22 protein-coding genes are annotated in these 26,098 nt (G+C 64.4%); 11 read left to right on the top strand and 11 right to left on the bottom strand.

All coding sequences use genetic code 11. The annotated features are described in order from the left end of the window. Window positions 1–99: 99 nt before the first annotated feature. From INS93_RS16000 to INS93_RS15975, 6 genes are all read left to right on the top strand, one after another. Entirely contained in the window at window positions 100–1,425 is a 1,326-nt protein-coding gene (locus tag INS93_RS16000; RefSeq protein ID WP_192983763.1) for an MFS transporter, read from the top strand. Between the two features lie 22 nt (window positions 1,426–1,447). Next, the gene (garD, locus tag INS93_RS15995) at window positions 1,448–3,004 is read left to right on the top strand and encodes a galactarate dehydratase (protein WP_192983760.1); all 1,557 of its coding nucleotides are present in this window, start codon (window positions 1,448–1,450) and stop codon (window positions 3,002–3,004) included. Window position 3,005: 1 nt separating this feature from the next. Next, complete coding sequence (locus INS93_RS15990; protein ID WP_192983758.1) at window positions 3,006–4,424, top strand: FAD-binding oxidoreductase; 1,419 nt, start codon at window positions 3,006–3,008, stop codon at window positions 4,422–4,424. Between the two features lie 26 nt (window positions 4,425–4,450). Further along, on the top strand, window positions 4,451–5,392 hold the full coding sequence (locus INS93_RS15985) for a 2-hydroxyacid dehydrogenase (RefSeq protein ID WP_192983756.1): 942 nt from the start codon (window positions 4,451–4,453) through the stop codon (window positions 5,390–5,392). A 234-nt stretch (window positions 5,393–5,626) separates the two neighbouring features. Continuing rightward, window positions 5,627–6,556, top strand: coding sequence for an ABC transporter ATP-binding protein (locus INS93_RS15980; protein ID WP_160020726.1), 930 nt, complete (start codon window positions 5,627–5,629; stop codon window positions 6,554–6,556). After that, a complete protein-coding gene (locus INS93_RS15975; RefSeq protein ID WP_017678012.1) occupies window positions 6,553–7,314 on the top strand; it encodes an ABC transporter permease in 762 nt (253 codons plus the stop codon). The genes INS93_RS15980 and INS93_RS15975 overlap by 4 nt, the downstream gene beginning before the upstream one ends. Window positions 7,315–7,557: 243 nt before the next feature. On the opposite strand, the gene INS93_RS15970 is transcribed toward INS93_RS15975, so the two are convergent. The 3 genes from INS93_RS15970 to INS93_RS15960 form a co-directional block, all read right to left on the bottom strand. Continuing rightward, complete coding sequence (locus INS93_RS15970; protein WP_192983754.1) at window positions 7,558–7,950, bottom strand: protease inhibitor I42 family protein; 393 nt, start codon at window positions 7,948–7,950, stop codon at window positions 7,558–7,560. 88 nt (window positions 7,951–8,038) lie between these two features. Beyond that, on the bottom strand, window positions 8,039–10,432 hold the full coding sequence (gene lon / locus INS93_RS15965) for an endopeptidase La (RefSeq protein ID WP_192983752.1): 2,394 nt from the start codon (window positions 10,430–10,432) through the stop codon (window positions 8,039–8,041). 61 nt (window positions 10,433–10,493) lie between these two features. Further along, window positions 10,494–11,198, bottom strand: a complete 705-nt coding sequence (locus INS93_RS15960) for a hypothetical protein (RefSeq protein ID WP_160020723.1) — start codon at window positions 11,196–11,198, stop codon at window positions 10,494–10,496. Window positions 11,199–11,458: 260 nt separating this feature from the next. Between INS93_RS15960 and INS93_RS15955 the strand changes: the two genes are divergently transcribed. The 5 genes from INS93_RS15955 to INS93_RS15935 all read left to right on the top strand — a co-directional run bounded on the left by INS93_RS15955 (window position 11,459) and on the right by INS93_RS15935 (window position 16,653). Next, the gene (locus INS93_RS15955; RefSeq protein ID WP_160020722.1) at window positions 11,459–12,208 is read left to right on the top strand and encodes a helix-turn-helix transcriptional regulator; all 750 of its coding nucleotides are present in this window, start codon (window positions 11,459–11,461) and stop codon (window positions 12,206–12,208) included. A gap of 137 nt (window positions 12,209–12,345) precedes the next feature. Next, window positions 12,346–13,050, top strand: a complete 705-nt coding sequence (locus tag INS93_RS15950) for a methylamine utilization protein (protein ID WP_192983750.1) — start codon at window positions 12,346–12,348, stop codon at window positions 13,048–13,050. After that, window positions 13,037–15,376 carry a putative bifunctional diguanylate cyclase/phosphodiesterase gene (locus INS93_RS15945; protein ID WP_192983748.1) on the top strand — a complete coding sequence of 780 codons (2,340 nt, stop codon included), beginning with the start codon at window positions 13,037–13,039 and terminating at the stop codon, window positions 15,374–15,376. The genes INS93_RS15950 and INS93_RS15945 overlap by 14 nt, the downstream gene beginning before the upstream one ends. 3 nt (window positions 15,377–15,379) lie before the next feature. Next, a complete protein-coding gene (locus INS93_RS15940) occupies window positions 15,380–16,231 on the top strand; it encodes a DUF3034 family protein (RefSeq protein ID WP_192983746.1) in 852 nt (283 codons plus the stop codon). A 2-nt stretch (window positions 16,232–16,233) separates the two neighbouring features. Continuing rightward, window positions 16,234–16,653, top strand: coding sequence for a group I truncated hemoglobin (locus INS93_RS15935; protein WP_074913283.1), 420 nt, complete (start codon window positions 16,234–16,236; stop codon window positions 16,651–16,653). Between the two features lie 9 nt (window positions 16,654–16,662). On the opposite strand, the gene lpcA is transcribed toward INS93_RS15935, so the two are convergent. From lpcA to INS93_RS15895, 8 genes are all read right to left on the bottom strand, one after another. Then, window positions 16,663–17,250: a D-sedoheptulose 7-phosphate isomerase gene (gene lpcA, locus INS93_RS15930; RefSeq protein ID WP_160020717.1), complete on the bottom strand. Its 588-nt coding sequence runs from the start codon at window positions 17,248–17,250 to the stop codon at window positions 16,663–16,665. A gap of 14 nt (window positions 17,251–17,264) precedes the next feature. Next, window positions 17,265–18,554, bottom strand: a complete 1,290-nt coding sequence (locus INS93_RS15925; RefSeq protein ID WP_160020716.1) for a M18 family aminopeptidase — start codon at window positions 18,552–18,554, stop codon at window positions 17,265–17,267. 186 nt (window positions 18,555–18,740) lie between these two features. Beyond that, the gene (locus INS93_RS15920; RefSeq protein ID WP_192983743.1) at window positions 18,741–20,153 is read right to left on the bottom strand and encodes an outer membrane protein transport protein; all 1,413 of its coding nucleotides are present in this window, start codon (window positions 20,151–20,153) and stop codon (window positions 18,741–18,743) included. Window positions 20,154–20,330: 177 nt separating this feature from the next. After that, window positions 20,331–20,852, bottom strand: a complete 522-nt coding sequence (gene praB / locus INS93_RS15915; protein WP_160020714.1) for an alkane oxidation protein activator PraB — start codon at window positions 20,850–20,852, stop codon at window positions 20,331–20,333. A gap of 580 nt (window positions 20,853–21,432) precedes the next feature. Next, the gene (locus INS93_RS15910; RefSeq protein ID WP_192983740.1) at window positions 21,433–22,698 is read right to left on the bottom strand and encodes an efflux RND transporter periplasmic adaptor subunit; all 1,266 of its coding nucleotides are present in this window, start codon (window positions 22,696–22,698) and stop codon (window positions 21,433–21,435) included. Beyond that, the gene (locus tag INS93_RS15905) at window positions 22,688–24,175 is read right to left on the bottom strand and encodes a TolC family protein (protein WP_192983737.1); all 1,488 of its coding nucleotides are present in this window, start codon (window positions 24,173–24,175) and stop codon (window positions 22,688–22,690) included. The genes INS93_RS15910 and INS93_RS15905 overlap by 11 nt, the downstream gene beginning before the upstream one ends. Further along, window positions 24,168–25,382, bottom strand: coding sequence for an ABC transporter permease (locus INS93_RS15900; protein WP_226945553.1), 1,215 nt, complete (start codon window positions 25,380–25,382; stop codon window positions 24,168–24,170). The genes INS93_RS15905 and INS93_RS15900 overlap by 8 nt, the downstream gene beginning before the upstream one ends. After that, window positions 25,379–26,083, bottom strand: coding sequence for an ABC transporter ATP-binding protein (locus INS93_RS15895; protein ID WP_226945552.1), 705 nt, complete (start codon window positions 26,081–26,083; stop codon window positions 25,379–25,381). Before INS93_RS15895 ends, INS93_RS15900 begins: the two co-directional genes overlap by 4 nt. Between the last annotated feature and the right edge of the window lie 15 nt (window positions 26,084–26,098).

The raw sequence follows: 26,098 nt of genomic DNA, 5'->3' as shown, positions 1-26,098 counted from the left end.
TGACCGTGGCTGACGCGGAGCGCCGCCCGGCCCACTCTAGGGTCTGACGTGGCCCACCTTACCGGCTCAGCCTTTCCTTCTGTCTCACGAGCCTTGCCGATGCCAGATGCCAAACCGGGTCGTGTGCGCTACAGCATCTTGCTGATGCTGTTTCTGGTCACCACCATCACCTTCGCTGATCGTTCCAGCCTCTCCGTCGCCGGTTCGGCGATGCAGGCCGGCCTGGGCATCGATGCGGTGACGCTCGGCTACATATTCTCGGCGTTCGGCTGGGCCTACGTCATCGGGCAGATTCCCGGCGGCTGGTTGTTCGACCGCTTCGGCACCAAGCCCGTCTATACCCTGGCGCTGTTCATCTGGTCAGCGCTGACTCTGCTGCAGGGCTTCGTCGGCTGGCTGCCGACCACCTGGGCGGTGACCTCGATGTTCCTGCTGCGGCTGCTGGTGGGCTTTGCCAGTGCGCCGTGCTTTCCCGGCAATGCGCGCATCATCGCCTCCTGGTTTCCCACTGCCGAGCGAGCCACCGCCACGGCCATCTCCAGTTCGGCGCAGTATGCCGCCACCGCCCTGTTCGCACCGTTGATGGGCTGGGTGGTGCAAACCATGGGTTGGCAATCGGTATTCATCGTGCTCGGTTGTCTCGGTCTGGCGTTGTCGCTCCTGTGGTTGAAGCAACTGTACGGTCCACGCCAGCATCCGCGTATCGAGGCGGCCGAGTTGGCCTACCTGGAACGAGGCGGGGCGCTGATCGATCTGGAAGGGCCGCGCGGCAGTGCCGGCAGCTCGCAGTGGCGATACCTGGGCCTGCTACTTCGGCAGCGCACGATGATTGGCATCTATCTCGGCCAATACTGCAACAACGCGATTACCTACTTCTTTCTGACCTGGTTTCCGGTCTATCTGGTGCAGGCGCGCGGCATGAGTATTCTCGGTGCCGGTTTTGCCGCTGCATTGCCGGCTATCAGTGGCTGTGTCGGCGGCGTGCTTGGCGGGCTGTTGTCCGACGGCATGCTGCGTCGCGGTCATTCGCTGACCCTGGCGCGCAAGCTGCCGATGGTGCTCGGCCTGCTGCTGTCGAGCAGCCTGATGCTGTGCATCTTCGCAGACAGCGACACTGCGGTGGTGGCGCTGATGGCCCTGGCGTTCTTCGGCAAGGGCCTCGGCTCGCTGGGTTGGACGTTGGTGGCCGACACCTCGCCACGGCAGATCCTCGGCCTGTCCGGTGGGTTGTTCAACACCTTCGGCAACCTGGCAGCGATCACCACACCCATCGTCATTGGCTACCTGGTCAGCCATACCGGTTCTTTCGATGGGGCATTGGCCTATGTCGGCCTCAATGCCCTGCTGGCGGTCGTCAGCTTCGGCCTGATCGTCGGCCAAATTCACAGGGTCGAGCTGGACGCCACGTCTGGCTCGACATCCTGAATGCACAACAGGAGCACGCAGCATGCAGTTGATTCCCCATCAGGATTCGCCCCGTTACATCCGCCTGCACCCGAGCGACAACGTCGGCGTGGTGGTCAATGACCAGGGCGTCGCCGCTGGCGGCCAGTTCGACGATGGCCTCAAGGCCGCCGAAGGCATCCCGCAAAGCCACAAGGTGGCGCTGGTGGACATCGCCGAGGGCGGCGAGGTGGTGCGTTATGGCGAGGTCATCGGCTATGCGCTGAAACCCATCGCCGCTGGTAGCTGGGTCACCGAGCAGGTGCTGCGCATGCCCGAGCCACCTGTGCTGGACAACCTGCCCAAGGCGACGATCAAGACCTCGCCCGGCGAGCCGCTGCAGGGCTACAGCTTCGAGGGCTTCCGCAACCCGGATGGCACGGTCGGCACGCGCAATATCCTCGGTGTGACCACCACCGTGCAGTGCGTGGTCGGCGTGCTCGATCATGTGGTCGAGCGCGTGCGCAAGGAACTCCTGCCCAAATACCCCAGCGTCGACGATGTGGTGGCGCTGTCGCACAGCTACGGCTGCGGCGTGGCAATCAACGCGCCGGACGCCGTGGTGCCGATCCGCACCCTGTACAACATCAGCCGCAACCCCAACTTCGGCGGTCAGGCACTGGTGATCAGCCTCGGCTGCGAGAAGCTGCAGGCCAGCCAGTTGATGGATGGTGATCAGCTCACCAACGGCATGGACGAGGAGGACTGGCTGTTCCGCCTGCAGGATTCCGGCACCGGCTTTACCGGCATGGTCGAGCAGATCATGGGCATGATCGAGGAGCGCCTGAAGGTGCTCGATCAGCGTCGCCGCGAGACCGTACCGGCTTCCGAGCTGGTGGTCGGCATGCAGTGCGGCGGCAGCGATGCCTTCTCCGGTATCACCGCCAACCCGGCCCTCGGTGTGGCCGCCGACCTGCTGGTGCGCGCCGGCGCCACGGTGATGTTCTCCGAGAACACCGAGGTGCGTGACGGCATCCACTTGCTCACGCCGCGCGCCGCCAGCGTCGAGGTAGCCGATGCGCTGATCCGCGAGATGGACTGGTACGACCGCTATCTGTCGCGCGGCATGGCCGACCGCAGCGCCAACACCACGCCGGGCAACAAGAAGGGCGGGCTGAACAACATCGTCGAGAAGGCCATGGGCTCCATCGCCAAGTCCGGCAACAGCCCGATTGCCGGCGTCGTGGCGCCCGGTGAGCGCATTCGTGGCAAGGGCCTGTGGTTCTGCGCCACGCCGGCCAGCGACTTCATCTGCGGCACCCTGCAACTGGCGGCGGGTATGAACCTGCACATCTTCACCACTGGGCGTGGCACGCCTTATGGCCTGTCCATGGTGCCGGTGATCAAGGTGGCCACGCGCACCCAGCTGGCCGAGCGCTGGCCGGACCTGATCGACGTCGACGCCGGGCAGATCGTCTCCGGGCATATGACCCTGGAGGAAATGGGCTGGCATATCTTCCAGCTCTATCTGGACGTGGCCAGCGGTCGCAAGCAGACCTGCGCCGAACACCTGCGCCTGCACAACGACCTGGTGCTGTTCAACCCGGCGCCGGTGACCTGAGATGAGTGGCCTGTCCGAACATATGATCCAGGCGCTGCGCGACGTGGTCGGCGAGGCCGGCCTGATCCTCGATGCCGAGCGCATGCAGAGTTACCTGAGCGACTGGCGTGGCGCCTATCGCGGCCAGGCGGCTGCAGTGCTGCGGCCTGCCTCGACCGAGGAGGTCGCTGCCGTTGTGCGTCTGTGCGCGCAGGCCGGCGTCGCGCTGGTGCCGCAGGGCGGCAATACCGGCCTGTGCGGCGGCTCTATTCCGGACGACTCCGGGGCGCAGATCGTGCTGTCGCTGACGCGCATGAAGCGCATCCGTGAAGTGGACGTTGGCAACGAAACCATTACCGTCGAAGCCGGGGTGATCCTGCAGCAGCTGCAGGAGGCCGCCGCCGAAGTCGGCCGGCTGTTCCCGCTGTCGTTGGGTGCCGAGGGCAGCTGCACGGTCGGTGGCAACCTGGCGACCAATGCTGGTGGCACCGCCGTGCTGCGTTACGGCAACATGCGCGACCTGGCGCTGGGGCTGGAAGTGGTGCTGCCCGACGGGCGCATCTGGGACGGCCTGCGCGGCCTGCGCAAGGACAATACCGGCTATGACCTCAAGCACCTGTTCATCGGCAGCGAGGGTACGCTGGGCATCATCACCGCCGCCGTGCTCAAGCTGTTCCCGGCGGTGCGCAGCCTGACTACCGCCTGGGTGGCGCTGCCCAGCCCACAGGCAGCCGTCGAGCTGATCGGGCAGATGCGCGGTCTGTGCGGCGACCGCCTGACCGGCTTCGAGCTGATGTCGCGGCAGAGCGTCGAGTTCGTCCTGCGCCATGTCACCGGCGTCAGCGATCCCTTCGCCGAAGCGCATCCCTGGTACGTACTGATCGAACTGAGCGATACCCAGCCCAATGCGCCGTTGAACGAAATGCTCGAGCAGGGCATCGGCGAGGCGTTCGAAAAGGGCATGGCGTTGGATGCTGTGCTGGCTGGTAGCGATGCGCAGGTGCGCGCCTTGTGGGCACTGCGCGAGGGCATCTCGGAGGCGCAGAACCACGAGGGGCCGAGCCTCAAGCACGACATCAGTGTGCCGGTCAGCCGTATTCCCGACTTCATTGCGCGTACCGACCAGGCGCTGCAACTGGCTTTTCCTGGCGTCCGTATCGTGGCCTACGGGCACGTCGGCGACGGCAACCTGCATTACAACATCAGCAAGCCAGTCGGCGCCGAGGATGGCCCGTTCAAGGCGCAGGCCGAGGCGATCATGCGGGTGATCTACGTTCAGGTCCTGGAAGATGCCGGCAGCATCAGCGCCGAACATGGCCTGGGCCAGTCCAAGCGGCTGGCCGCGCAGCACTACAAGGCGCCGTTGGAGCTGGAATTGATGGCCCGCATCAAGCAGGCGCTGGATCCATCCGGGCTGATGAATCCGGGCAAACTGCTGTAGAACGCATGATCGAAACAGGAGGATCCATGAGCAAACTCAAGGTGCTGCAGATCGGCCCGCTGAGCGAACGCTTCAATCGCGAGCTGGCCGACGAATACGAGGTCAGTGCGCTCTGGCAACAGGCCGAGTCACTGGCCTTTCTGCGCGAGCAGGGCGAGCAGTTCATCTACATGGTGTCTTCGGCGCGTTTTGGCTGCACGGCTGATCAGCTGGCGCTGCTGCCGAATCTGCGCGCCATCTGCAGCTTCGGTGTCGGCTACGATCCTTATCCGCTGGATCTGCTGCGTGACCGTGGCATCGCCCTCAGCACCACGCCGGACGTGCTCAACGACTGCGTGGCTGATCTGGCCATGGGCCTGATGATCGACAGCGCGCGGCGTCTGTCCGAAGCGGATCGCTTCGTGCGCAGCGGCGCCTGGAGCAGCACCACGGGCTTCCCGCTGGCGCGTCGGGTCAGCGGCAAGCGCTTGGGCATCGTCGGCCTCGGCCGCATCGGTGAAGCAGTAGCGTTGCGCGCCTCGGGGTTCTCCATGCCGGTGCGTTACCACAACCGCCGTGCGGTCGAGGGCAGCGCTTATCAGCACGAACCCGATCTGCTGGCACTGGCGCGCTGGGCGGACTTCCTGGTGCTGACCTGCCCGGGCGGCAAGGCTACCCATCACCTGATCAACGCCGAGGTGCTCGAAGCGCTGGGGCCTGATGGCTTCCTGATCAACGTGGCGCGCGGCTCGGTTGTTGAAGAGAGCGCACTGATCACAGCACTGCAAAAGGGTGTGATTGGCGGTGCGGGCCTCGACGTCTTCGAGCGCGAACCTCAGGTGCCGGCTGCATTGCGTGAGCTGGACAACGTGGTGCTGTTGCCGCACGTCGGCAGCGCCAGTGTCGAGACCCGCCAGCAGATGGCCGATCTGGTGCTGGACAACCTGCGCGCCTTCATCGCCACCGGCAGGTTATTGACTCCGTTGTAGGGCGGGTGCAACCCGCCCTACGGCTTCGCGTGTATTCATGAAAGGCCGCTGAATACGCCGGGCGGCATTTGCAGCCTGGCCTATCGTTACATCGCCACAAGCGCTGTAATCGTTTTCTAACTCACTGCCGCATCCCCGGCGCACCACAAGTGCGCCGTTTTTTCTCCTGTGCGCTGATGTAGCTGCCTCATGCCCTGTAAACTGTGACGTTTTCCGCAGGCAAGGACTCTCACCGTGCAGTCGGTCATCTCCATTTCGCAACTGAACAAGATCTATGCGTCCGGGCACCCGGCCCTGCAGGGCATCGACCTGGACATTCGCCAGGGCGAGATCTTCGCCTTGCTCGGTCCCAACGGCGCGGGCAAGACCACCCTGATCAGCATCATCTGCGGCATCGTCAATCCGGGCGAGGGCCGGGTGCTGGTGGCTGGCCACGACATCGTCCGTGACTACCGCGCGGCCCGCTCGCAGATTGGCCTGGTGCCGCAGGAGCTGGTCAGCGACGTGTTCGAAACCGTCTGGGCGACGGTCAAGTTCAGCCGTGGGCTGTTCGGCAAGAAGCCCGATCCGGCCTATCTGGAGCAACTGCTCAAGGACCTGTCGCTGTGGGACAAGCGGGACGCCAAGATCATGGAGCTGTCCGGCGGCATGAAGCGCCGGGTGATGATCGCCAAGGCCCTCTCGCACGAGCCGCAGATTCTCTTCCTTGACGAGCCTACCGCCGGTGTCGACGTCGAGCTGCGCCGTGACATGTGGAACATGGTCAGGCGCCTGCGCGAGCGAGGTGTGACCATCATCCTGACCACCCACTACATCGAAGAGGCCGAGGAAATGGCCGACCGCATCGGGGTGATCAGCAAGGGCCGGATCATCCTGGTGGAAGACAAGCAGGTGCTGATGCACAAGCTGGGCAAGAAGCAACTGACCCTGCACCTGCAGCAGCCGTTGTCCTGCGTACCGGCCGAGCTGGCGCGTTATGGTCTGGAGCTGGTGGATCAGGGTCATGCGCTGGTTTTCACCTTCGATGCCCAGCACGAGAACACCGGTATCGCCGAACTGCTGCGTGAGCTCGCTCAGCACGGCATCGACTTCAAGGATCTGCAGTCGAGCCAGAGTTCGCTGGAGGAGATTTTCGTTTCATTGCTGGAGGAGTCGCGCGCATGAACCTGTATGCCATCAAGGCCATCTACCTGTTCGAGCTGGCGCGCACCTGGCGCACCCTGCTGCAGAGCATTGCCACGCCGGTGATCAGCACCTCGCTGTATTTTGTGGTATTCGGTTCGGCCATCGGTTCGAGCATGACCCAGGTGCAGGGCGTGAGTTACGGCGCCTTCATCATTCCGGGGCTGATCATGTTGGCGCTGCTGACCGAGAGCATTTCCAACGCTTCGTTCGGCATCTACATGCCCAAGTATTCCGGGAGCATCTACGAGCTGCTGTCGGCGCCGGTGTCCTACCTGGAGATATTGATCGGCTATGTTGGCGCGGCGGCGACCAAGTCGGTGATCCTTGGTCTCATCATCCTGCTCACGGCGCGACTTTTCGTCGATTTCGAGATTCAGCATCCCATCTGGATGGCGGCGTTTCTGGTGCTGACGGCGCTGACCTTCAGCCTGTTCGGCTTCATCATCGGCGTGTGGGCCGATGGCTGGGAGAAGCTGCAGATCGTCCCGGCGCTGATCGTCACGCCGCTGACCTTCCTGGGCGGCGCCTTCTATTCGATCAGCATGCTGCCGCCGGCCTGGCAGACGGTGACCCTGTTCAACCCGGTGGTGTACCTGATCAGCGCGTTCCGCTGGAGCTTCTACGGCGTTTCCGACGTCAATGTCGGCGTCAGCCTGGCGATGGTGCTGGGCTTTCTGGCGCTGTGCATTTTGCTGGTGGGCTGGATCTTCAAGACCGGTTACCGGCTCAAGAGTTGATGCCGGGCGCGAGCCGCGAGACGGTAGAAACGAAGGGGCACATCATGTGCCCCTCGTTCATTTCAGCATGATCATTTTTTTCATCCACCAACGAGGTGGATCGATAAGCATGTAGGGCGGGTGCAACCCGCCATGAAGGGGTGGCGGGTTGCAGCCGCCCTACGGTTCCGTGGGAGGCGCTTTAGCGGCGATTCGCTTCGATTCGTCGCGGCTGAAGCCCCTCCCACAGATGCCTTGCCTCGTTCACTTCACCCGCAGTTCGCACTCGAAGGTTTCGGCCGGCGGCACGTTCGGTTCCCAGGGTTGCTGGTAGGTCAGTAGCAGCCGGCCTTCGCCCGGTTCGCGAGCGCTGAAGCGCCAGGTGGAAATGCCGCCAGCACCCACCAGCCCGGCGTCTTCCGGGTTGCTGTACACCTCCGGGCCAAGACTTTGCAGCACGTTCGGCGCCGCGTCGCGCACCTCCCAGCGAAAGCCGGTGGTGGGGTTGCTGGGCAGGCTGAGAATCAGTTGCTGGCCCTTGTTCAGCGTCAGCGGGCACTGCCGGTCCTTCTTCAATTCCAGCGTACCGGATTGATGGGCGCAGGCCGTAAGCAGGGCCAGGGCGGGCAGGGTAAGCAGGCGCAAGGTGGCGTGCATGACGAACTCCAGTCGAACAAAAACTGGCCCAGCATAGCCGCACCGGGGTGCGGCACGCGAGCCGTAGGGTGCGCCGTGCGCACCTCGGTCAGTCGAACAACACCTTGGCTACGTCGCCATAGCGTTTGGCGAAGTGCACGGTCAGGCCTTCCTTGAGGTAGTCCGGTAGTTCCTCGTAGCTGCCGCGGTTGGCCTCCGGCAGGATCAGTTCAAAGATCTTCTGCCGGCGCGCCGCGATCACCTTCTCGCGCACACCGCCGATGGGCAACACCTGGCCGGTGAGGGTCAGTTCGCCAGTCATGGCCACGCCTTTCTTCGGCGCCTGGTTGCGCGCCAGGGAGAGCAGGGCGCTGGCCATGGTGATGCCGGCGCTGGGGCCGTCCTTGGGTGTGGCACCTTCCGGCACGTGCAGGTGGACGAAGGCCTGGTCGAAGAAGGTCGGGTCGCCACCGAACTGCTTGAGGTGCGAGCTGACGTAGCTGTAGGCGATCTCCGCCGATTCCTTCATGACCTCGCCGAGCTGGCCGGTAAGCTTGAAGCCGCGATTGAGCGTATGAATGCGCGTCGCCTCGATCGGCAGGGTGGCGCCGCCCATGCTGGTCCAGGCCAGCCCGGTGATCACCCCGGTGCCGGCCAATACCCGCTCGTTGCGGAACACCGGCATGCCCAGCGCTTGCTCCAGGTCCTTGGCGCCGATGCGAATCTTCGCCTCGGGATCGTCCAGCAACTTCACCACCGACTTGCGCACCAGCTTGCCCAGCTGTTTCTCCAGCTGACGCACGCCGGCTTCGCGGGCGTAGCCCTCGATCACTGCACGCAGCGCCGCGTCGCTGATGGATAGGCGCGCTTTCGGTACACCCGCTTTTTCCAACTGCTTGGGCCACAGATGGCGCTTGGCGATGGCGATTTTTTCCTCGGTGATGTAGCCGGACAGGCGGATCACTTCCATGCGGTCGAGCAACGGCCCGGGGATGGAGTCGAGGGTGTTGGCGGTGCAGACGAACAGCACCTTGGACAGGTCCAGGCGCAGGTCCAGGTAGTGGTCTAGGAATTCGACGTTCTGCTCCGGGTCCAGCGTTTCCAGCAGCGCCGAGGCGGGGTCGCCCTGGTAGCTGGTGCCCATCTTGTCGATCTCGTCGAGCATGATCACCGGGTTCATCACCTCGGCTTCCTTCAGCGCCTGCACCAGCTTGCCGGGCATGGCGCCGATGTAGGTGCGGCGATGGCCCTTGATCTCCGCCTCGTCGCGCATGCCGCCTACCGAGAAACGGTAGAACGGCCGGCCGAGCGATTCGGCGATGGACTTGCCGATGCTGGTCTTGCCCACACCGGGCGGACCGACCAGCAGCACGATGGAACCGGCGATCTCGCCTTTGAAGGCACCGACGGCGAGGAACTCGGTGATGCGCTGCTTGATGTCGTCCATGCCGGCATGGTGCTTGTCCAGCACCTTGCGCGCGCGGCCCAGATCGAGCTTGTCCTGGCCCTGTACACCCCAGGGCAGGGCGGTGGCCCAATCCAGGTAGTTGCGCGTGACGGCGTACTCGGGCGAGCCGGTCTCGAGGATCGACAGCTTGTTCAGCTCCTCGTCGATGCGTTTCTGCGCCGGTGCGGGCAGAGTCCTGCCTTCGAGGCGGGCAAGAAATTCCTCGCGATCCGCACTCTTGTCGTCCTTGCTGATGCCCAGCTCCTGCTGGATCAGCTTGAGCTGTTCCTTGAGGAAGAATTCGCGCTGGCGTTCGCCGATCTGCTTGTTCACCTCTGCCGACAGCTCTTTCTGCAGGCGGCCGACCTCGACCTCCTTGCGCAGCAGCGGCAGCACCTTCTCCATGCGCTTGAGCATGGGCACGGTGTCCAGCACTTCCTGCAGTTCATGGCCGGAGGCGGTGGTCAGGGCAGCGGCGAAATCAGTGAGCGGCGAGGGCTCGTTGGGGCTGAAGCGATTGAGGTAGTTCTTCAGCTCCTCGCTATACAGCGGGTTGAGCGGCAGCAGCTCCTTGATCGCGTTGATCAGCGCCATGCCGTAGGCCTTGACCTCGTCACGCGGGTCGGCCGGCGGCTGGGGATATTCGACTTCGGCCAGGTACGGACCGCGACGGCTCAGCCAGCCGCGAATGCGCACGCGGGTCAGGCCCTGGGCGACGAACTGCAGTTTGCCGCCTTCCTCGCTGACGTGGTGTACACGTACCAGGGTGCCGTGCTCGGGCAGGCTGTCCAAGTCGAACTCGCCGTTCTCATCCGGTGGGTTGTCGACGAAGAACACCGCCAGGCACTTGTGCTCGGTGTTGTCCACGCGCTTGAGCGTGCGCCCCCAGGGGTGCTCGTTGACGATCACCGGCAACACTTGCGCGGGGAAGAACGGGCGGTTGTTGATGGGTATGATGTAAAGCTTGTCCGGTAGCCTTTGTGCGGGCAGCACCAGGCCGGTGGTGGATTGCACGTTGTCGTCGACAGCTTCGGAGTGGATGTCCTGATCGTTCATGGAGCACCTTTGCTTGCACGTTGGTTGCTACATGGGGCGACCTCGGGATTATTTCAACGTTTCAGTCGAGGCTCAGGCGAATGCCCTGCAGGCGCTGTTCGATCAGTGGGGTGAGCAGGGCGAAGCACTCGCCGGGCGCCAGGCGAATCTGCGCCGGCTCGATCAGATCACTCTGCAGGCGCTCGATCAGCGCGAGCAGATGCGCGTCCTGCTCCTGATCGAGCATGCGGTTGCAGAGAAAGCGCAGTTGCATCTGCAGGCCGGGCGGGCAGCGTTCGTAATTGGCCGCGCGCACCGCCAGGCCACGCAGCCTGGCGAGGTCTTCGAGCGAGCGGCAGGCCTCGCCGATCCCGCGAATTCTGGGGTGATGTTGACGGTAAAGACGATCCTCGAGCTGTTCGATCACCGCCAGCAGTGTCTCGATCAGTCGGCAGTGCGCATCGAAGTCGGCGGGTTTGCGGCGCAACTGTGGCCAGTGTTGTTGCAGAGGGGGTAGTTGCATGCTGGCACCGGGCCAATTCAGCCAGAGCTGATCCAGCTGCTGCGCCTGCGCATTGCGCAGCGCGACGCTCGCGGCATCCTGCTGTGCGCCCAGCCCGCGATGTTTCTGCAGGGCCTGCAGCAGGTCGAGGCAGCGCTGCACGATCTCGGTGTCCGCCTGTTTGCTGGCTTTCAACTGGCGATTTTCCGCGCGGTGGGTGAGCCAGTAGCTCAGTATGAGCAGCACGACCAGCAGGGTCAGAAAAATGAGGGCGGCATCGCTCATTGGGGTTCGCTTGTTGTGGTCGGTCGAGGGGGCGAAGCAACTCTCCTGCCATTTGCCGGGGACTGCGTAATTCGGCTCAGCGAAGGTGCCCGGATGCACAGTAATAGAGCCTGAAGGTGTTCGGAGCTGCGACTTGGTGCGTTGGTTGTCAGGCGCATTGGTTGCTATAGGTGCAACCATTTCGCTGATAGGTGGTTGCGGCGTTTTTGCTTGGAAAGGAGTAAAGTGCAACCCTTGTTTCGTGCCGCCAGTCTTTTGCGATGCTGCAAGCCCGTGTGATCCGCCTGGATGAACAGGCCCATGAACATGCCCATGACCATCACCAGTTGGTGATGTCTCTGGTCGGCCGCGCCGAATTCGAAGTCGGCGGTCGTGGTGGCGAGGTGTGCCGCATGCGCGCCTGCCTGGTGCCGGGCGATGCCGCCCACCAGTTTGCCGGTATGGGCGACAACCGCATGCTGATTCTCGACCTGGACGAACAGGACACCCCCAGCGAAGACCTGGAGCTGCTCCACCGTCTGTTCGAAACACCGCGTTATCCCGCCCTCGATGTCGATTTCCAGCACCTGCTGAGCTATGCCGGCGCAGAGCTGGAGCGCTATGGCAGTGACTCGATCCTGGCGCGCTCTCTTGGCGGTGTTCTGTTACGTGCCCTGCATCTGCGCCTGTTCGGCGAACAGCGCCGGCAGCCGCAAGGGTCACTGGATCTGCAGCGCCTGGATGATTACATCGGCGAGCACCTGGCGCGGCGCATCAGCGTCGCCGAGTTGGCGCAGGAAATGTGCCTCAGCCCCAGCCACTTCCACGCCCAGTTCAAGGACAGCGTCGGCCTCACGCCGCACCAGTACCTGCTCCAGACTCGCCTCGACCGCGCTGCGCGCATGCTGCGCGAAAGCAACCTGCCGTTGGTACGCATCGCCGAGGAGTGCGGTTTCTCCAGTCAGAGTGCGCTGACCACCGCCATGCGCCGCTACATGGGCCTGACGCCCAAGCGTCTGCGCAGCGAATAGCATCGCTGCTGGCTAATTGCCGCTGGCCGGTTCGGCGCCGGCCAGCTAGGCTGTCACCTCAGTACGCCAAACTCGGTTGCCAGGACGGCATGTAATCCTGTGAACGTCCGGCCTTCGGCTCGGGCCAAGGTGCGCGCATGACTGGTTGCACGTCTTCCCTGTTGACCCTCGTTATCCTCGTGGCCATTGCCATGGCGAGTCCCGCATCCCATGCCGCGGCGCTGCACGCTGAGCTTGTGGGGGCTGCGGGCGAGCCGCTCGCCGATGCAGTGATCAGCTTGCGCGGTCCGCTACCGATGGGCACGCCATCTGCTTCGTCAGCAGCGCCTGAGGCGTTCATGGATCAGCGCAACAAGCAGTTCCAGCCCCATGTGCTGGCGGTGCGCACTGGCACTTCGGTGTCCTTCCCCAACAGCGACGATATCCGCCACCAGGTCTATTCCTTCTCACCGGCCAAGCGCTTCGAGCTGCGCCTGTACCAGGGCACGCCGAGCGAGCCGGTGCTGTTCGACAAACCCGGGCTGGTGGTGCTCGGCTGCAATATCCACGACTGGATGCTCGGCTATATCTACGTCACTGACGATCCCTGGTTCGCCGTCAGCGACGAGCACGGCCGCGCCGCCATCGCCGACTTGCCGGCCGGGCGCTACGCCGTGACCCTGTGGCATCCGGGCAGCCCGCAGCTCCTGCCGCAGGCCGCTGGCGAACTGCAGTTGGAGGCGCAAGCGCCGAGCCAGCGGTTCGTCCTGGCCGGTAGCGCTCCCGTTGAGCCACCTGCGTCGCCGGCACCGAGCGCATTCGGCGAGGCCTTCAGGAAAGCTGCCGAAGATGCTGCGCAGTAGCTTCCAGGCGCGCATAGCCGGGGTCCTCATCCTGCTCCTGCTGGTGGTGATCGGTGCCCTCTATGTCGCGGTGAAGGCGGCCACCGATGCCGCCGTGCGCGCCCAGGCCCAGGAACAGCTGAACGTCGGCAGCCTCGTCTTCGAGCAACTGCTGGCGCTGCGCAGTGACCAGCTGCAGCAGGCCGCCCAGGTTCTGGCAGCCGATTTCGGCTTCAAGGACGCAGTGGCCAGCGGCGATGCGCCGACCATCCGCTCGGCGCTGGCCAATCAGGGCGCGCGGATCAACGCCGGCGCGGTGTTCCTGCTGGGGCTCGATGGTAGCCTGCAGGTGAGCACAGACCCGGGTATCGACGCCGAGGCTGTGGCCGGGCTTGCCAGCCAATTACAGCAGCCCCGGCGCGACGGCCCGCGCCTTTTCCTGTTGCCCATCGGCAGGCAGATCTATCTGCTGGTGGATGCCACGGTGAGTGCGCCACTGCCGATCGCCCGACTGCTGATGGGCTTTGCCGTGGACCGCGAATTCGCTCTGCAACTGCGCGAGCTGACCCACCTGGAACTGAGCCTGGTGGCCAGTGGCGACGGCACTGCGCCGATCTGGATCAGCACGCTGCCGGACAGCGCCCAGGCTCTGCTGGAGTCGCAGATGGAGGCGGCCAGCGCGATGCCGGAGCGCCTCGACGATGGCATCGAGCACTACTTCGGCCAGCACCTGCAGCTGACCAGCGGCCCCGGCTACCGGGTCGATGTGCTGCTGCACAAATCCCTGACCGAGGCTGAGGCGGCGTTCGCGCCGCTGGATCGGCGCATCCTGCTGATCACCCTGGTGGCCATGCTTGCCTCGCTAATCGGTGCGCTGTTACTGGCGCTTAGCGTGTCGCGGCCGGTGCGCGAGCTGGCCGCTGCCGCTCAGCGCATCGGCCGCGGTGACTACCAGCAGCCGGTGGCCCTGGCCCGTAGTGATGAGCTGGGTCTGTTGGCGCTGGCGGTCAACGACATGCAGCGCGGCATCGCTGAACGCGAGCGGCAGTTGGCGCACAACGCCCTGCACGACGCCCTTACCGGTCTGCCCAACCGTACCCTGGCGCTGGAACGGCTTGGCAGCGCGATCACCGCCGGGCGATCCACCGCGCTGCTGTACCTCGGCGTGGGCAACTTCGCCGCGATCAACGAGAGCTGCGGCCAGGGCGGCGGCGACCTGGCTCTGCAGCAGTTGGCCCGGCGCCTGCAAGCGACCCTGCGCCCCGGCGACAGCCTGGCGCGCCTGCTGGGTGACGAGTTCCTTCTGCTGCTGGAGCAGTGCGACGGCGATAGCGCAGTGGCCAGCGCCGATCGTCTGCATCAGTTGCTGCTCAAGCCGCTGCGCATCGGCACGCTGGACGTCGCGTTGGACTGCCGCATCGGCATCGCCGCTTACCCGGCCGATGGCGACACGCCGGACGACCTGCTGCGCCGTGCGCGCATCGCCATGCAGGACGCCGCCCAGCAACCCGGTCGCCTGCAGCTCTACCAGCAGGGCCGCGACGCCGCCCAGCAGCGGCAGATCCGCCTGATCCGTGACCTGCGCCACGCCGCCGCGCAGGGCCAACTGCTGCTGCACTACCAGCCCAAGCTGGATATCCGCGAGGGCCGCGTGCGCCAGGCCGAGGCCCTGCTGCGCTGGCAGCACCCGCAGCTGGGCATGGTCTCGCCTGGCGAATTCATCCCGCTGGCCGAGCGCACCGGCAGCATCCAGGTGCTCACCGCCTGGGTCATCGAGGAGGCCCTGCGTCAGTTGCAGGAATGGGACGGGCGCGGCGTCTGGGTGCAGCTGTCGCTGAACATCTCCACCGAGGACCTGCTCGACGTCGGCCTGCCGGCGCGAGTCGGCGCGTTGCTGGCGCAGTACCGGGTGGCGCCGGAGCAACTGATCTTCGAGATCACCGAGAGCGGCGTGATGCTCGACCCCGAGCGTGCGCTGCAGGTGCTGCACGGCCTGCGCGGCTGCGGCATCGGCCTGTCGGTGGACGATTTCGGCACTGGCTATTCCTCCCTGGCACAGCTCAAGCGCATGCCGGTGCAGGAGCTCAAGATCGACCAGAGTTTCGTGCGCGAGCTGGACGATCATAGTGAGGACTCGGTGATCGTCCGCTCGACCATCGAAATGAGCCATAGCCTGGGCCTCAAGGTGGTGGCCGAGGGCGTCGAACTGGCGCCCAGCCTGAGTCTGTTGCAGCGCTGGCACTGCGACACCGCGCAGGGTTATCTGATCAGCCGGCCGCTGGCTGCCGCGGCCTTCGAGGCCTGGCTGGCGCAACCTTATCGCTCACCTCTGGCCAAGGTGCACTGAAGCATGCGACTCACTTATCTGTTGGGCCTGTGCCTGTGCGGCGAGTTGGCAGTTGCCGGCGAAGGCCGTTTGCTGGCCACTGGCGGCGCCACTAGCCTGGAGGGTGCCGCTGGCGGCGGGATCATGCCCTGGGCGGTGCTGGCCGGCTACGGCGAGCGCGGCGAGTGGGGCGCGGACGTGTTCGCCACCCGTGTCGAGACCGGCGACTACCGCCTCGACGTGGCGGGCGTGGCGGCGGCCTACGGTAACCGCATCGAGCTATCCTACGCGCGCCAGCGCTTCGACCTTGGCACGTTGGCGCGCGACCTGCGCCTGCCGGACAACAGCCTCAGTCAGGACGTGCTCGGCCTCAAGCTGCGCCTGGCCGGCGACCTGATCTACGATCGCCTGCCGCAGATTTCCCTCGGCCTGCAGTACAAGCGTCAGCGCGACTTCCGAGTGCCCAGCCTGGTCGGCGCGCAACGCCGCGAGGACAGCGAAGGCTATCTGGCGGCCAGCCGGCTGATCCTCGGCGGCGCGTTCGGCTACAACCTGCTGCTCAACGCCAATCTGCGCTACAGCCGTGCCAACGAACTGGGCCTGCTGGGCTTCGGCGGCGACCGCCGCGACCGCCATTCCTGGCTCAAGGAAGGCTCAGTTGCTGTGCTGTTGGATCGTCACTGGGCGGTGGGCATCGAGTACCGGGAAAAGCCCGACAACCTGAGTTTTGCCGGCGAGAGCGACTGGGCCGATCTGTTCGTCGGCTATTTCCCGAACAAGAACCTGGCCCTGGTGCTGGCTTACGCGCGGCTCGGCGAGATCGCCACGCTGGACAACCAGGGCGGCGTCTACCTGTCCGTGCAGGGGAGTTTCTGAGCATGCGCCTGGCCATGCTTTGCTTGCCGCTGCTGCTGGCGGCCTGCGCCCAGCAGGCGCCGCGCGACGACGGCCTGTACCGCGCCCTGGGCGAGGAGCCCGGTATCGTGCGGATCGTCGAAGGCATGCTGCTGGGCAGCGCGCGCGATCCGCGCATCGCCCGGCACTTTCTCGACATCGACATCGAGCGTCTGCGTGAGAAGCTGATCGAACAGCTGTGCTTCGAGAGCGGCGGCCCCTGCGTCTACACCGGCGACAGCATGGAGGAGAGTCACAAGGGCCTGCGCCTGACCCCCAGCGATTTCAACGCCCTGGTCGAGCACCTGCAGGACGCGATGGACGCTGAGGGTGTGTCGACACCGGCGCAGAACCGCCTGCTGGCGCGCCTGGCGCCGATGCGCGGGCAGGTGATCGACCGCTAGTGCCTGGGCTCAGGCGTAGTTCTGCGGACTGAGCTGGCGCTCGATCAGTTCGATGAGGATGTGCAGGGTCTTGATGTGCAGTTCCTGCACGCGGTCGGCGAAGTCGCCGCCCGGGGCGCAGATGCACACGTCGGCCAGGCTTTCCAGCAGCGAGCCGGGTTTGCCGGTCAGGGCGATCACCTTCACACCCAGCGTCTTGGCGGCTTCGGCTGCCTTGACCACGTTGGGGCTCTTGCCGCTGGTGCTGATGGCGATCAGCACGTCACCTTCGCGGCCATGGGATTCGATGTAGCGCGAGAAGATGAAGTCGTAGCCGAAGTCGTTGGCCACGCAGCTGATGTGGCTTGGGTCGCTGATCGACACGGCAGCGATGCCCGGACGGTTCTTGCGGTAGCGCCCGGTCAGCTCCTCGGCGAAGTGCATGGCGTCGCACATCGAGCCGCCATTGCCGCAGGAAAAGGCCTTGCCCTTGTGCTCGAAACTCTCGACCAGCAGCTCGGCGGCCTTCTGGATGTTGCTCAGGGTCTGTTCGTTGGCGAGGAAGGCCTCCAGCGCGCGCTGGGCTTCCTGCAGACTGTTGCGGATATGTTCGATCATCGCGTCTCAGAACCTCAAGGGAGTTCAGGGCTGGAATAGAAGGCCGTCAGCACTTTCACCAGGTGCTCCAGGTCGTGGCTGCCGGCCAGTTCGCGAATCGAGTGCATGGCGAAGGTGGGCAGGCCGATGTCGACCGTGCGCACGCCGAGCTGGCTGGCAGTGATCGGACCGATGGTGGAGCCGCAGGCCATGTCGCTGCGCACCACGAAGCTTTGCACCGGCACTTCGTTTTCCAGGCACAGGTGGCGGAAGAAGCCGGCGGTTTCGCTGTTGGTGGCGTAGCGCTGGTTGCTGTTGATCTTGATCACCGGGCCAGCGTTGAGTTTGGGCCCGTGGTTGCCGTCGTGCTTGTCGGCGTAGTTCGGGTGTACGCCGTGAGCGTTGTCGGCCGATACCAGCAGCGAGCGTTGGATGGTGCGGACGAAGGCGTCGCCGTCTGGCAGCACGCGGCGCAGCACCTGCTCGAGGAAGGGGCCGTCGGCGCCACAAGCCGAGCAGGAGCCGACTTCTTCGTGGTCGGTGCAGACCAGTACACAGGTTTCCTCGTCGTCCGCGTCGATCAGCGCCTGCAGGCCGGCGTAGCAGGACAGCAGGTTGTCCAGGCGCGCGCTGGCGATGAAGTCCTGATTGAGGCCGACGATGGCGGCGCTCTGAGTGTCGTAGAAGCTCAGTTCGTAATCGAGTACCGCGTCCGGGTTGAAGTCGTGCTCCATGGCCAGCTGTTCGGCGAGCAGGGCGCGGAAGTCGGCGGTTTCGCTGCTGGCGAGCTGGGCGAGGATCGGCGGTAACTCGTTCTGCGGGTTGATCGCCCAGCCCTGGTTGGCCTCACGGTTGAGATGGATGGCCAGGCTGGGGATCACGGCGATGGGCTGGTAGAAGTCGATCAGCTGGCTCTCGACCTTGCCGTCGCGGCGGTAGGTCACGCGGCCGGCCAGCGACAGGTCACGGTCGAACCAGGGGGCGAGCAGGGCGCCGCCGTAGACTTCCACGCCGAGCTGGAAGAAGCCCTGACGCTGCAGCTCGGGGTTTGGCTTGACACGCAGGCACGGGCTGTCGGTATGCGCACCGACCAGGCGAATGCCGCCATCTACGGCCGGACGCTTGCCCAGCTTGAAGGCGATGATCGAGGAGTCGTTGCGGGTCACGTAATAGCGGCCACCGGCTTCGGTGTGCCAGGGCGCGCGTTCGTCGAGGTGCCGATAACCGGCAGCTTCCAGGCGCATCGCCAGGCTGGTGGTGGCATGGAAAGGGGTCGGCGAGGCGTTGAGAAAATCGAGCAGGCCTTGGATCAGTTCTTCGCGCATGTATCACTCCGGACAGCGATGGCGCAGTGTAACCGTTTTGCCTGTTCTTGGCAGAACGGCGCGTGCATGGCCCGGATAGAGAACGGCAATATTGCGTGCGGCACGGCAGCAACGGGTGATGACTGCCCGGAACAAAAAAACGGATACCGACAGAGCCTCGACCTGCCGGTATCCGTGCGCTGCAAATCAGAATTTGTAGGTGGCCGAGAGGCTGAACACGTCACCCTTGGCTTTCACCTCACCATCCATGCTGGCGCCGCCCAGGCGGTCCTGGTTGACGGTGCGCAGGCGCGCCTTGTCGACGAACTGGTGGGAGTAGGCGGCGTCGATGCTCAGGTTCGGCTCGGACGCGAAGCGGTAGCTGCCGCCGAAAGAGACGAAGGTGCGGTCGCCATCGGGAATCCGCGCGTCACGGGTGGAGTTGCGCGTGGGCGTCTGATCCAGCGCCACACCGGCACGCAGGGTGAGCTCGTTGGTAACGCGATAATCGCCGCCGATCGAGTACATCCAGGTGTCCTTGTAGTCGTAGGGAATGACCACCAGGGTATTACCGTTGGATTCGAGCTTGAGCTCCTTGAACGATGACCATTGTGTCCAGGTAACGCTGGCTCCCAACGAGAAGCGGTCGTTGAACTCATGGACCCAATCCAGCGTGGCGCTGGCAGGTACATCCAGGCGGGACTTGGCGTCGGCACCGTCCGGGTTCAGATTCAGGCCGGGGAAGGCCAGTTCGATGGCGGTGGCATCGCCGAATACCGGAGGAAACAGCGGGTTGGTCAGCAGATCATAGGAATATTGATCCGCATGGATGTTGTAGTCCCCTTCGAGCTTGTTGCGAATGCGGGCGTGATAGTTGATGCCCAGGGTGTCGCGCTCGGTAGGTTTCCACGCGACACCGGCAAACCAGCCGAAGGAGGTGTTGTCCACCTTCACCCGGATCAGTGCGTCGCTGATACCTGGCGGCAGGCCCAGCGGCAGTTGGGAAGATGGGGTGCCGGCAGCGGCCAGCAGGTCGAGATTCTGGCTGATAAAGCCCTTGGTGTGCTGGACGATGACGCCACCGCCTACGGCGAAGGCATCGTTGACCTTGAAGGACAGGGAGCCAGTCAGGCCGACGGTCTCGATCTTGGTATCGACCGCGAAGTCCTGACCTTTCCAGTCTCCATCCCAGGTGGTTTGCGCGCCCATGGGCACCACCTGGCTCAGGCCGAAGCTCAGTCGATCGTTGATCGGCATGACCAGAAAGCTGGTGGGCAGCGCCTTGCCGAAACCACCCTGACCGCCATCGTTGGTGATGGGACCGTTATCGATGATGTTGCCGGTGGGGTTACCGGCCGGGTCAAATTCCAGGTCGCGATCCGAGCGCGGGTTGCCCTGATTGTCATAGACGTTGCCTTTGTACTTCAAGCTGATCCGTGCATGGTGCACGGACACCTGAGCGACGTTATGGTCGATGAACGCCATGGCGGCAGGGTTGTTGAAGGCGGCGCTGGGGTCGTTCTTCCACATCGACCCGCCAGCGAATGCTCGGCCCCAGCCTGGCGTGCCGTAGGTTGGAACACCGAATGCGCCCGCCTGAACCTGGGAGGCGGCCAACATGGAACCTGCCAGGGCGGCAATCCAGAGAGTTCGGTGTGTGTTGGCAGAGAGAATATTATTTTTATTGCGCATGGCTGATCTCTTTTGTCTGAGAACTTCATTACTTCCAATAACCCGCGCCGTTATTGATCGATTCAATGCGGACGCGGGTTATTACTACGTGCCGGCCTGCACCTGTCAGTTGACCGAAATGGCCGGCGCCTGAACGTTCAGAGAACGGATATTGCAGTTGCCCGCCAATGCCTGTGCGGAGGTGACGCGCAAGGTGTGGTTGGAGTTGGTCCATTGCACGTTGATGGTGGTCGGGCCTGCGCAGTTGGAGGCCGGGATCAGGGGCGGAGCACCGGCGATGGTGAAGCCAACGCCGGATACGGTACCGAGCCAGGTCTCGCCACCGTCGGTGGTGGTGCTCGGAGTCAATGTCCACGGTAGGCCGGTGATGCTCGGCAGGGCGCACAGGCCACTGCCACTGACGGTCACGGTATTGATATTGGCGCTTGCCCCGCCGGCATTGATGGTGCCGTTGAAGACCACGTTGCAGTTCACCGTTGCGCCAAAGGACGAGGGTCCCGAAACACCGATGGTGCCGGTTGCGGTGAACGGGGAGCCGCCAGTGATGGTGGCCGCCGAGGCCATGCCGGAAATACCCAGGCCGATTGCCAGAGCACCGATGACACTAACCAGTTTGTTGTTTTTCATTGTTTCCTCACTAACAGATTGTTGTTGTATGTATGGCTGTTACGAGACGCACAACAAAACACTGACCTCTCTCTTCCAGCCCGAACTTCCCGAACAGTCCCGAATGCTTTTTCAGGCAGGCGCTCGGGATACAGCTAACTGAATGCAGGTGTCGCCATGTACATGCAGTTGGCTGTTTTGCAGGCGAAGCAAACGTTCGCCGAATCGCGGTGAAACGTCCTTATTTCTTGCCGGGTGCAATGGCTGAAGAAATAGAGTGGAAGACTGCAGCATGCCGAGGCGTGACGTGATTTCGCCCAGGCAGGAAACAGGAGCGGATGAAGAGTTGCCTAGCGAGCAGTTCCATCTGGTTCAAGCTCCCCGTCATGTTGGTGGCAGGACCGTTCGAGTTGAGCGATATGCAGACCGTGCGGTGCAGTCGGCGGGCTCGTTGTCTGCCTCTAAGGTAATCTTCCGGGGCGAAAGAAAACCCCAGCCAAGGATGGGTTGGGCTGCTGACCGATCGATCAACTGTGAGTAACCGGGAAGAAGCTACACACCGCCTGTCGCCGATCCATACCAATGGATGGGGGCGGTGTGATCAGTTTGCGACTCGTACGTAACCGGGCTCGAGCCCGAAGACTTCCAGCCCATCAGGCATAGAGCGTCCGGCCTCGACTTCGACCACGCCGATGGGATGCTGGGGTGCGCTGCGGTAGTCCAGCAGCCACTTGTCCCCGGCTCGACGCATTGCAGCGGCGGGCACAACCAGCGCTTCGGGGTTTTGATAGGTGAGGATGCTCAGCTTGGCGCTCATGCCCAGCCTGACCTGGCGCATCTGCACTTCATCCAGTTCCGGGATGCTCACCACGACTTCGAACTGGGAGCTACCGCCGGGGACGCTACCGCCAAGGGCCTGGCCGCCCACCGCCATGACCTTGCCTTGCAGGTGCTGGTCATCGAAACCGTCGCCGGTAACGTCGACCGGCTGGCCTTCTTTCAGCTGGTTGACGTCCAGTTCGGCGACTCGGGCAATGACGCGCAGTCCCTCGATGCTGGCGAGGCCGAACAGGGGCTGGCCCTGGCTGACTCGGCTACCTGTCTGCAGCGGGCCTTTGGCTGCCTCCTCGGCGCTTATGCCGGGGGCCTGCACGACGATGCCGGAGAACGGCGCAAGGATCTCTCCTGAGGCTATCTGTCGGCTCAGGGCCGCGTGCTTGACCTCGGCATTGGCCAGCTCCATCTCGGCGATCTGCCGGTACTCGCCGCGGCCGCGTTCGAGCACGGCTTGCAGCTCCGCTTCTGCGGCCTGCAGGTCCATGCGCTGCAACTGTGTCTGTCGCTCCAGCTCTTCCAGTTCGTTGCGGGCAACGATGCCTCGTTCATGCAGCGAGCGCGTGTCCTTGAGTTTCTGTTCGTTGCCGTCCAGGCCCATCTGTACGCTGCGCAAGGCGCGCCGCGCCCGGCTTACATCCTGTCCCGCCTCCCAGTCCTGCAGTTCGCGCACCGTGCGACGGGCCTTGAGCAGCGTGGAAAGGGCATCACGCACCTGCACCTCCAGCTCGCTGGCATCCATGCTGAGCAAACGCTCGCCCTTGACGACCCGTTGCCCGGGGGCGACGCGGTTGTCGGCGATGTTGCCGCCAAACGGAGCATTGATGCTGACGGTGCGCTCTGGCTCGATGCGGCCGACCAGACCGATACGGTGCTCCAGATTGCTCGGCTGCACGGCCAGCCACTGCCCGGAGGGTGGTTCGACAGTGGCGCGTGGCTGCATCTGGAACGACAGCGCTGCGATGCCCGCCAGCAGTGCGAGTCCGGTGATCATCAGGCGCGGTAGGCGCCAGTGTTTGCGCTCAGTGGTCATTGAGAATGATGTCCCAGCTTTCCAGTGTCATGCCCAGGGTCAGGTCCAGCTGCGTCTGCGCGTTGAGGTAGGCGATCACGCTGCTGAGACGAGCGTTCTCGGCGTTCTGCAGATCGCTTTCGAAGCTCAGCACCTGGAAGTTGCTGGAGCGTCCGGCCGCCAGCTTGTCCCGTTCGATCGCCAGCTTGCGCCTGGACAGTTCCACGCCACGCTGGGCGATTTCGTACTGGCGCCAGCGGGTGCTCACATCCCGTATGACATCCTTGACGTTGCGAATCAGTGCCTGCCTGGCATCGGCCAACTGCAGTTGCTGATCTTCGACGTTGACTCGGGCATGTACTTCTCCCTGGCGTCTGCTCAGATCGCCGATGGGGATGTCGAGCCGTATGCCGGCATAGCTGTCCCAGCTGCGATCTGCGCCATTGCCATAGGTCGAGCCGTAGCGATCTCTGGCCTGATTGGCGCCGACTTCGAGCGACAGATCCCAGAGGCTCTGGTTCTTGGCGACCAGCAGGTTGATGTCCGCTTGCTGGCGCATGATCAACTGGCGCAGAAAGTCGGGTTGCTGTCGCTCGGCCAGACTGATGGCCTGGCTGGGGTCGATCTCGATCGCTTCAGCGTGCAGGGCGTCGGTCGCCCGCACTGGCGAAGAAAGATCCAGCGCGAGCAGGCGCAGCAGCTCCAGGCGGCTGCTGTCGACCAGATTGGCCGCTTCCTCGACGCCCAGCTCCTGGCTGGCCAGGCTGGCTTCGGTCTGCACCACCTCGAACTCCGCCATCCGCCCGGCTTCGATCATCGCCTGGTTGACGCTCAGCAGCTCCTGCGAGCGCTGCAGGGCAGCCCTGGCGATACCCAGTTGCTCCTGGGCTCGCAGCAGCTCGCGGTAAGCGAAGATGATCGCCGCGACGGTCTGCGAGATGCCGGCCTTGAGGCCGAGCCTGTTGGCCTCTTCGGTCAGTTGCGCGAGTCGCAGTGGCGCGGTGGTGACGTCGCGTCCAGCGCCACGCAGCAGCGGCTGGATGATGCTGAAGTCGACGCCGTCGTTGCGGCGCCAACCCGCCTGGTCGGCTTGCGAGTGGAACTTGCTCCAGCCTAGGCTGACTACGGTGCCATATTCTCCCAGCACGGTCGCTGTGGCGCCGAACTGACCCGCACGCTGACGATCGGCATGCCCCCGCGAGGCTCGGTAGCTGTTGGAGAGGTACAGTTTGGGATTGAACGCATCTTCCGATACCCGCAGGTCGAACTTGTCGGCAATGCGCCAGAGATAGGCGCTCTTGATCGAGCGGTTGTTGCGCAGCCCAAGAAACACCGCGTCGACCAGCGACAGGTCGGCCATCTGTTCACTGAGCAGTTCAGCGGGCGCGGGGTTGGGCATGCTGGGTGCCGAAGGGCGCAAGGGTTCTTCCCGCCATGCCTGTGCGGGTGCGCTGAGGGTGACGATGAGGAGCGCGCCGAGCGCCAGTCGCCTATTCATCGCGCAGCGCCTCTACCGGTTGCAGGCGCGACGCGGCGATGGCCGGATGCAGACCGAAGAACAGGCCGACCAGTACCGTACTGCCGATGCCCAGGGGCAGCGCGCCGGGGGCCAGAAAGAATGCCCAACCAGACAGCTGCGCATAGCCCCAGCCGCCCGCCATACCGAGGACCGCGCCCAGCAGCGCGCCAACGCTGGTCAAGGCCACGGCCTCGACCAGGAACAGGTTGCGGATATCTCTGCGCCGTGCGCCCAGGGCCAGGCGCACGCCGATTTCCCGGCGGCGCTCGCTGACGTTCATCAGCATCACGTTCATCACCCCCACACCGCCACCGATCAGCGAGACGCCGCCGAGCGCTGCCAGCAGGTAGGTGAAGGTTCGGGTCTGCTGCTGCATGCCCTCGAGGATCTGCTGCGCGAAGATCAGGGTAACCGGAGCATCCCCAGCGATGCGCTGGGCGAGAGTCTGGCGCAGTTGCTCGCCGGCCTGGATGACTTCTTCGGCGCTGTTGGCGCGGGCCACGACGTGGCTGATCTGTGGTACGGGATTGATGCGCGTCATGCCCTCCATGGGGATAAACAGCGTTTCGTTGGCATTGAACGGCAGGAGCATGCCGGGTGCCCCTTCCTGGAGAATGCCGACGACCCTGAATTGATAGGACTGCAGGCGTAGCTGGTCACCCGGTTGCAGCGGATCTTCCGGCAGGCTCAGGGCCTGTGCCAGCGAGGCGCCGATGACCGCATAGGCTTCCTTGCGGTCGAACTCCGACAGCGAGCGACCGCTGGCGATGTTCAGGCGTGCGGCCTCGAACAGTGCCGGGTCGGCGCCGATGATGTTGGCGTTGCCGACCCGCCCGTTGAAGATCGCCGCTGCGCCATAGGTCATCACCGGAGACAGGCTGGCGACGGCCGGGGTTTGCCGACCCAACGTCTCCACGCTCAGACGCAGGGGCAGGCCGTCGCGCCCGGTGGGTTGTGGTGGCAGCTGCAGCACCAGGGTATCGCTGCCCAGGTTGCGGAAGATGGCAATCGATTGCGCTGCGGCATTGCCGCCGATGTTGAGCAGGGCCACCACCGAGCAACTGCCCATGACGATGCCCAGCAGGGCCAGCAAGGAGCGCCGACCGAGCATGCGCAGGCTGTTCAGCGCCTCGAGCAGTATCTGTGCGGCGCTCGGTCCGCTGCTGAACGGCATGCTCAGGCTCATGCTGCGCCGGCCTCGCGCAGCAGCCCCTGGTGCACCTCGAGCCGGCGCGCCAGGCGGTTGGCGATCAGCGGGTCATGGGTGACCACGATCAGCGTGACGCCTTGCTCGCGGTTGAGCTCGATCAGCAGTGCCATGATCTCCTGGGCCGTGCTGGCATCGAGGTTGCCGGTCGGTTCGTCGGCGAGAATCAGTGCAGGCTTGCCGACCAGCGCGCGGGCGATGGCTACGCGCTGGCGCTGTCCACCGGACAGGCTGGCGGGACGATGCTCACTGCGTTCGCCCAGGCCGACCCTGACCAGCATGGCGTGCGCTTGCTCGCGCGCCTGGCGGGGCGCGATGCCGCGATAGGTCAGGGGCAAGGCGACGTTGTCCAGCGCGCTGAGGCGGGGAAGCAGGTTGAAACTCTGGAAGACGAAACCGATCAACTGGTTACGCAAGGCGGCCAACTGGTCAGGGCTGGCCTGGGCAACGTCGATGCCGTTCAGGCGATAGTTGCCGGTATCGGGCAGGTCGAGCAGGCCGAGTACGTTGAGCAGGGTGCTCTTGCCCGAGCCGGAACTGCCGAGGATGGCGCAGCTTTCCCCGCGCGCGATCCGCAGGCAGACGTCGCCGAGGATATGCAGCGTCTTGTCGGCAAGCCGGTAGTGCTTGCCAATGTGCTGCAACTGGATGAGCTGTTCTTCGTTATTGTTTTCGAGCATCCCGATGCCACTGCC

Source organism: Pseudomonas sp. EggHat1 (assembly GCF_014892995.1).
Taxonomy (GTDB): domain Bacteria; phylum Pseudomonadota; class Gammaproteobacteria; order Pseudomonadales; family Pseudomonadaceae; genus Aquipseudomonas; species Aquipseudomonas chaetocerotis.
Note: the sequence above shows the minus strand (reverse complement) of the source record. Positions and strands in the feature narration are given on the sequence as shown.

Coding starts and splice junctions, on each gene's coding strand:
- INS93_RS16000 (WP_192983763.1), top strand. CDS start 100: ATGCCAGATGCCAAACCGGGTCGTGTGCGCTACAGCATCTTGCTGATG.
- garD (WP_192983760.1), top strand. CDS start 1,448: ATGCAGTTGATTCCCCATCAGGATTCGCCCCGTTACATCCGCCTGCAC.
- INS93_RS15990 (WP_192983758.1), top strand. CDS start 3,006: ATGAGTGGCCTGTCCGAACATATGATCCAGGCGCTGCGCGACGTGGTC.
- INS93_RS15985 (WP_192983756.1), top strand. CDS start 4,451: ATGAGCAAACTCAAGGTGCTGCAGATCGGCCCGCTGAGCGAACGCTTC.
- INS93_RS15975 (WP_017678012.1), top strand. CDS start 6,553: ATGAACCTGTATGCCATCAAGGCCATCTACCTGTTCGAGCTGGCGCGC.
- INS93_RS15970 (WP_192983754.1), bottom strand. CDS start 7,950: ATGCACGCCACCTTGCGCCTGCTTACCCTGCCCGCCCTGGCCCTGCTT.
- lon (WP_192983752.1), bottom strand. CDS start 10,432: ATGAACGATCAGGACATCCACTCCGAAGCTGTCGACGACAACGTGCAA.
- INS93_RS15960 (WP_160020723.1), bottom strand. CDS start 11,198: ATGAGCGATGCCGCCCTCATTTTTCTGACCCTGCTGGTCGTGCTGCTC.
- INS93_RS15955 (WP_160020722.1), top strand. CDS start 11,459: ATGCTGCAAGCCCGTGTGATCCGCCTGGATGAACAGGCCCATGAACAT.
- INS93_RS15950 (WP_192983750.1), top strand. CDS start 12,346: ATGACTGGTTGCACGTCTTCCCTGTTGACCCTCGTTATCCTCGTGGCC.
- INS93_RS15945 (WP_192983748.1), top strand. CDS start 13,037: ATGCTGCGCAGTAGCTTCCAGGCGCGCATAGCCGGGGTCCTCATCCTG.
- INS93_RS15940 (WP_192983746.1), top strand. CDS start 15,380: ATGCGACTCACTTATCTGTTGGGCCTGTGCCTGTGCGGCGAGTTGGCA.
- INS93_RS15935 (WP_074913283.1), top strand. CDS start 16,234: ATGCGCCTGGCCATGCTTTGCTTGCCGCTGCTGCTGGCGGCCTGCGCC.
- lpcA (WP_160020717.1), bottom strand. CDS start 17,250: ATGATCGAACATATCCGCAACAGTCTGCAGGAAGCCCAGCGCGCGCTG.
- INS93_RS15925 (WP_160020716.1), bottom strand. CDS start 18,554: ATGCGCGAAGAACTGATCCAAGGCCTGCTCGATTTTCTCAACGCCTCG.
- INS93_RS15920 (WP_192983743.1), bottom strand. CDS start 20,153: ATGTTGGCCGCCTCCCAGGTTCAGGCGGGCGCATTCGGTGTTCCAACC.
- praB (WP_160020714.1), bottom strand. CDS start 20,852: ATGAAAAACAACAAACTGGTTAGTGTCATCGGTGCTCTGGCAATCGGC.
- INS93_RS15910 (WP_192983740.1), bottom strand. CDS start 22,698: ATGACCACTGAGCGCAAACACTGGCGCCTACCGCGCCTGATGATCACC.
- INS93_RS15905 (WP_192983737.1), bottom strand. CDS start 24,175: ATGAATAGGCGACTGGCGCTCGGCGCGCTCCTCATCGTCACCCTCAGC.
- INS93_RS15900 (WP_226945553.1), bottom strand. CDS start 25,382: ATGAGCCTGAGCATGCCGTTCAGCAGCGGACCGAGCGCCGCACAGATA.
- INS93_RS15895 (WP_226945552.1), bottom strand. CDS start 26,083: ATGCTCGAAAACAATAACGAAGAACAGCTCATCCAGTTGCAGCACATT.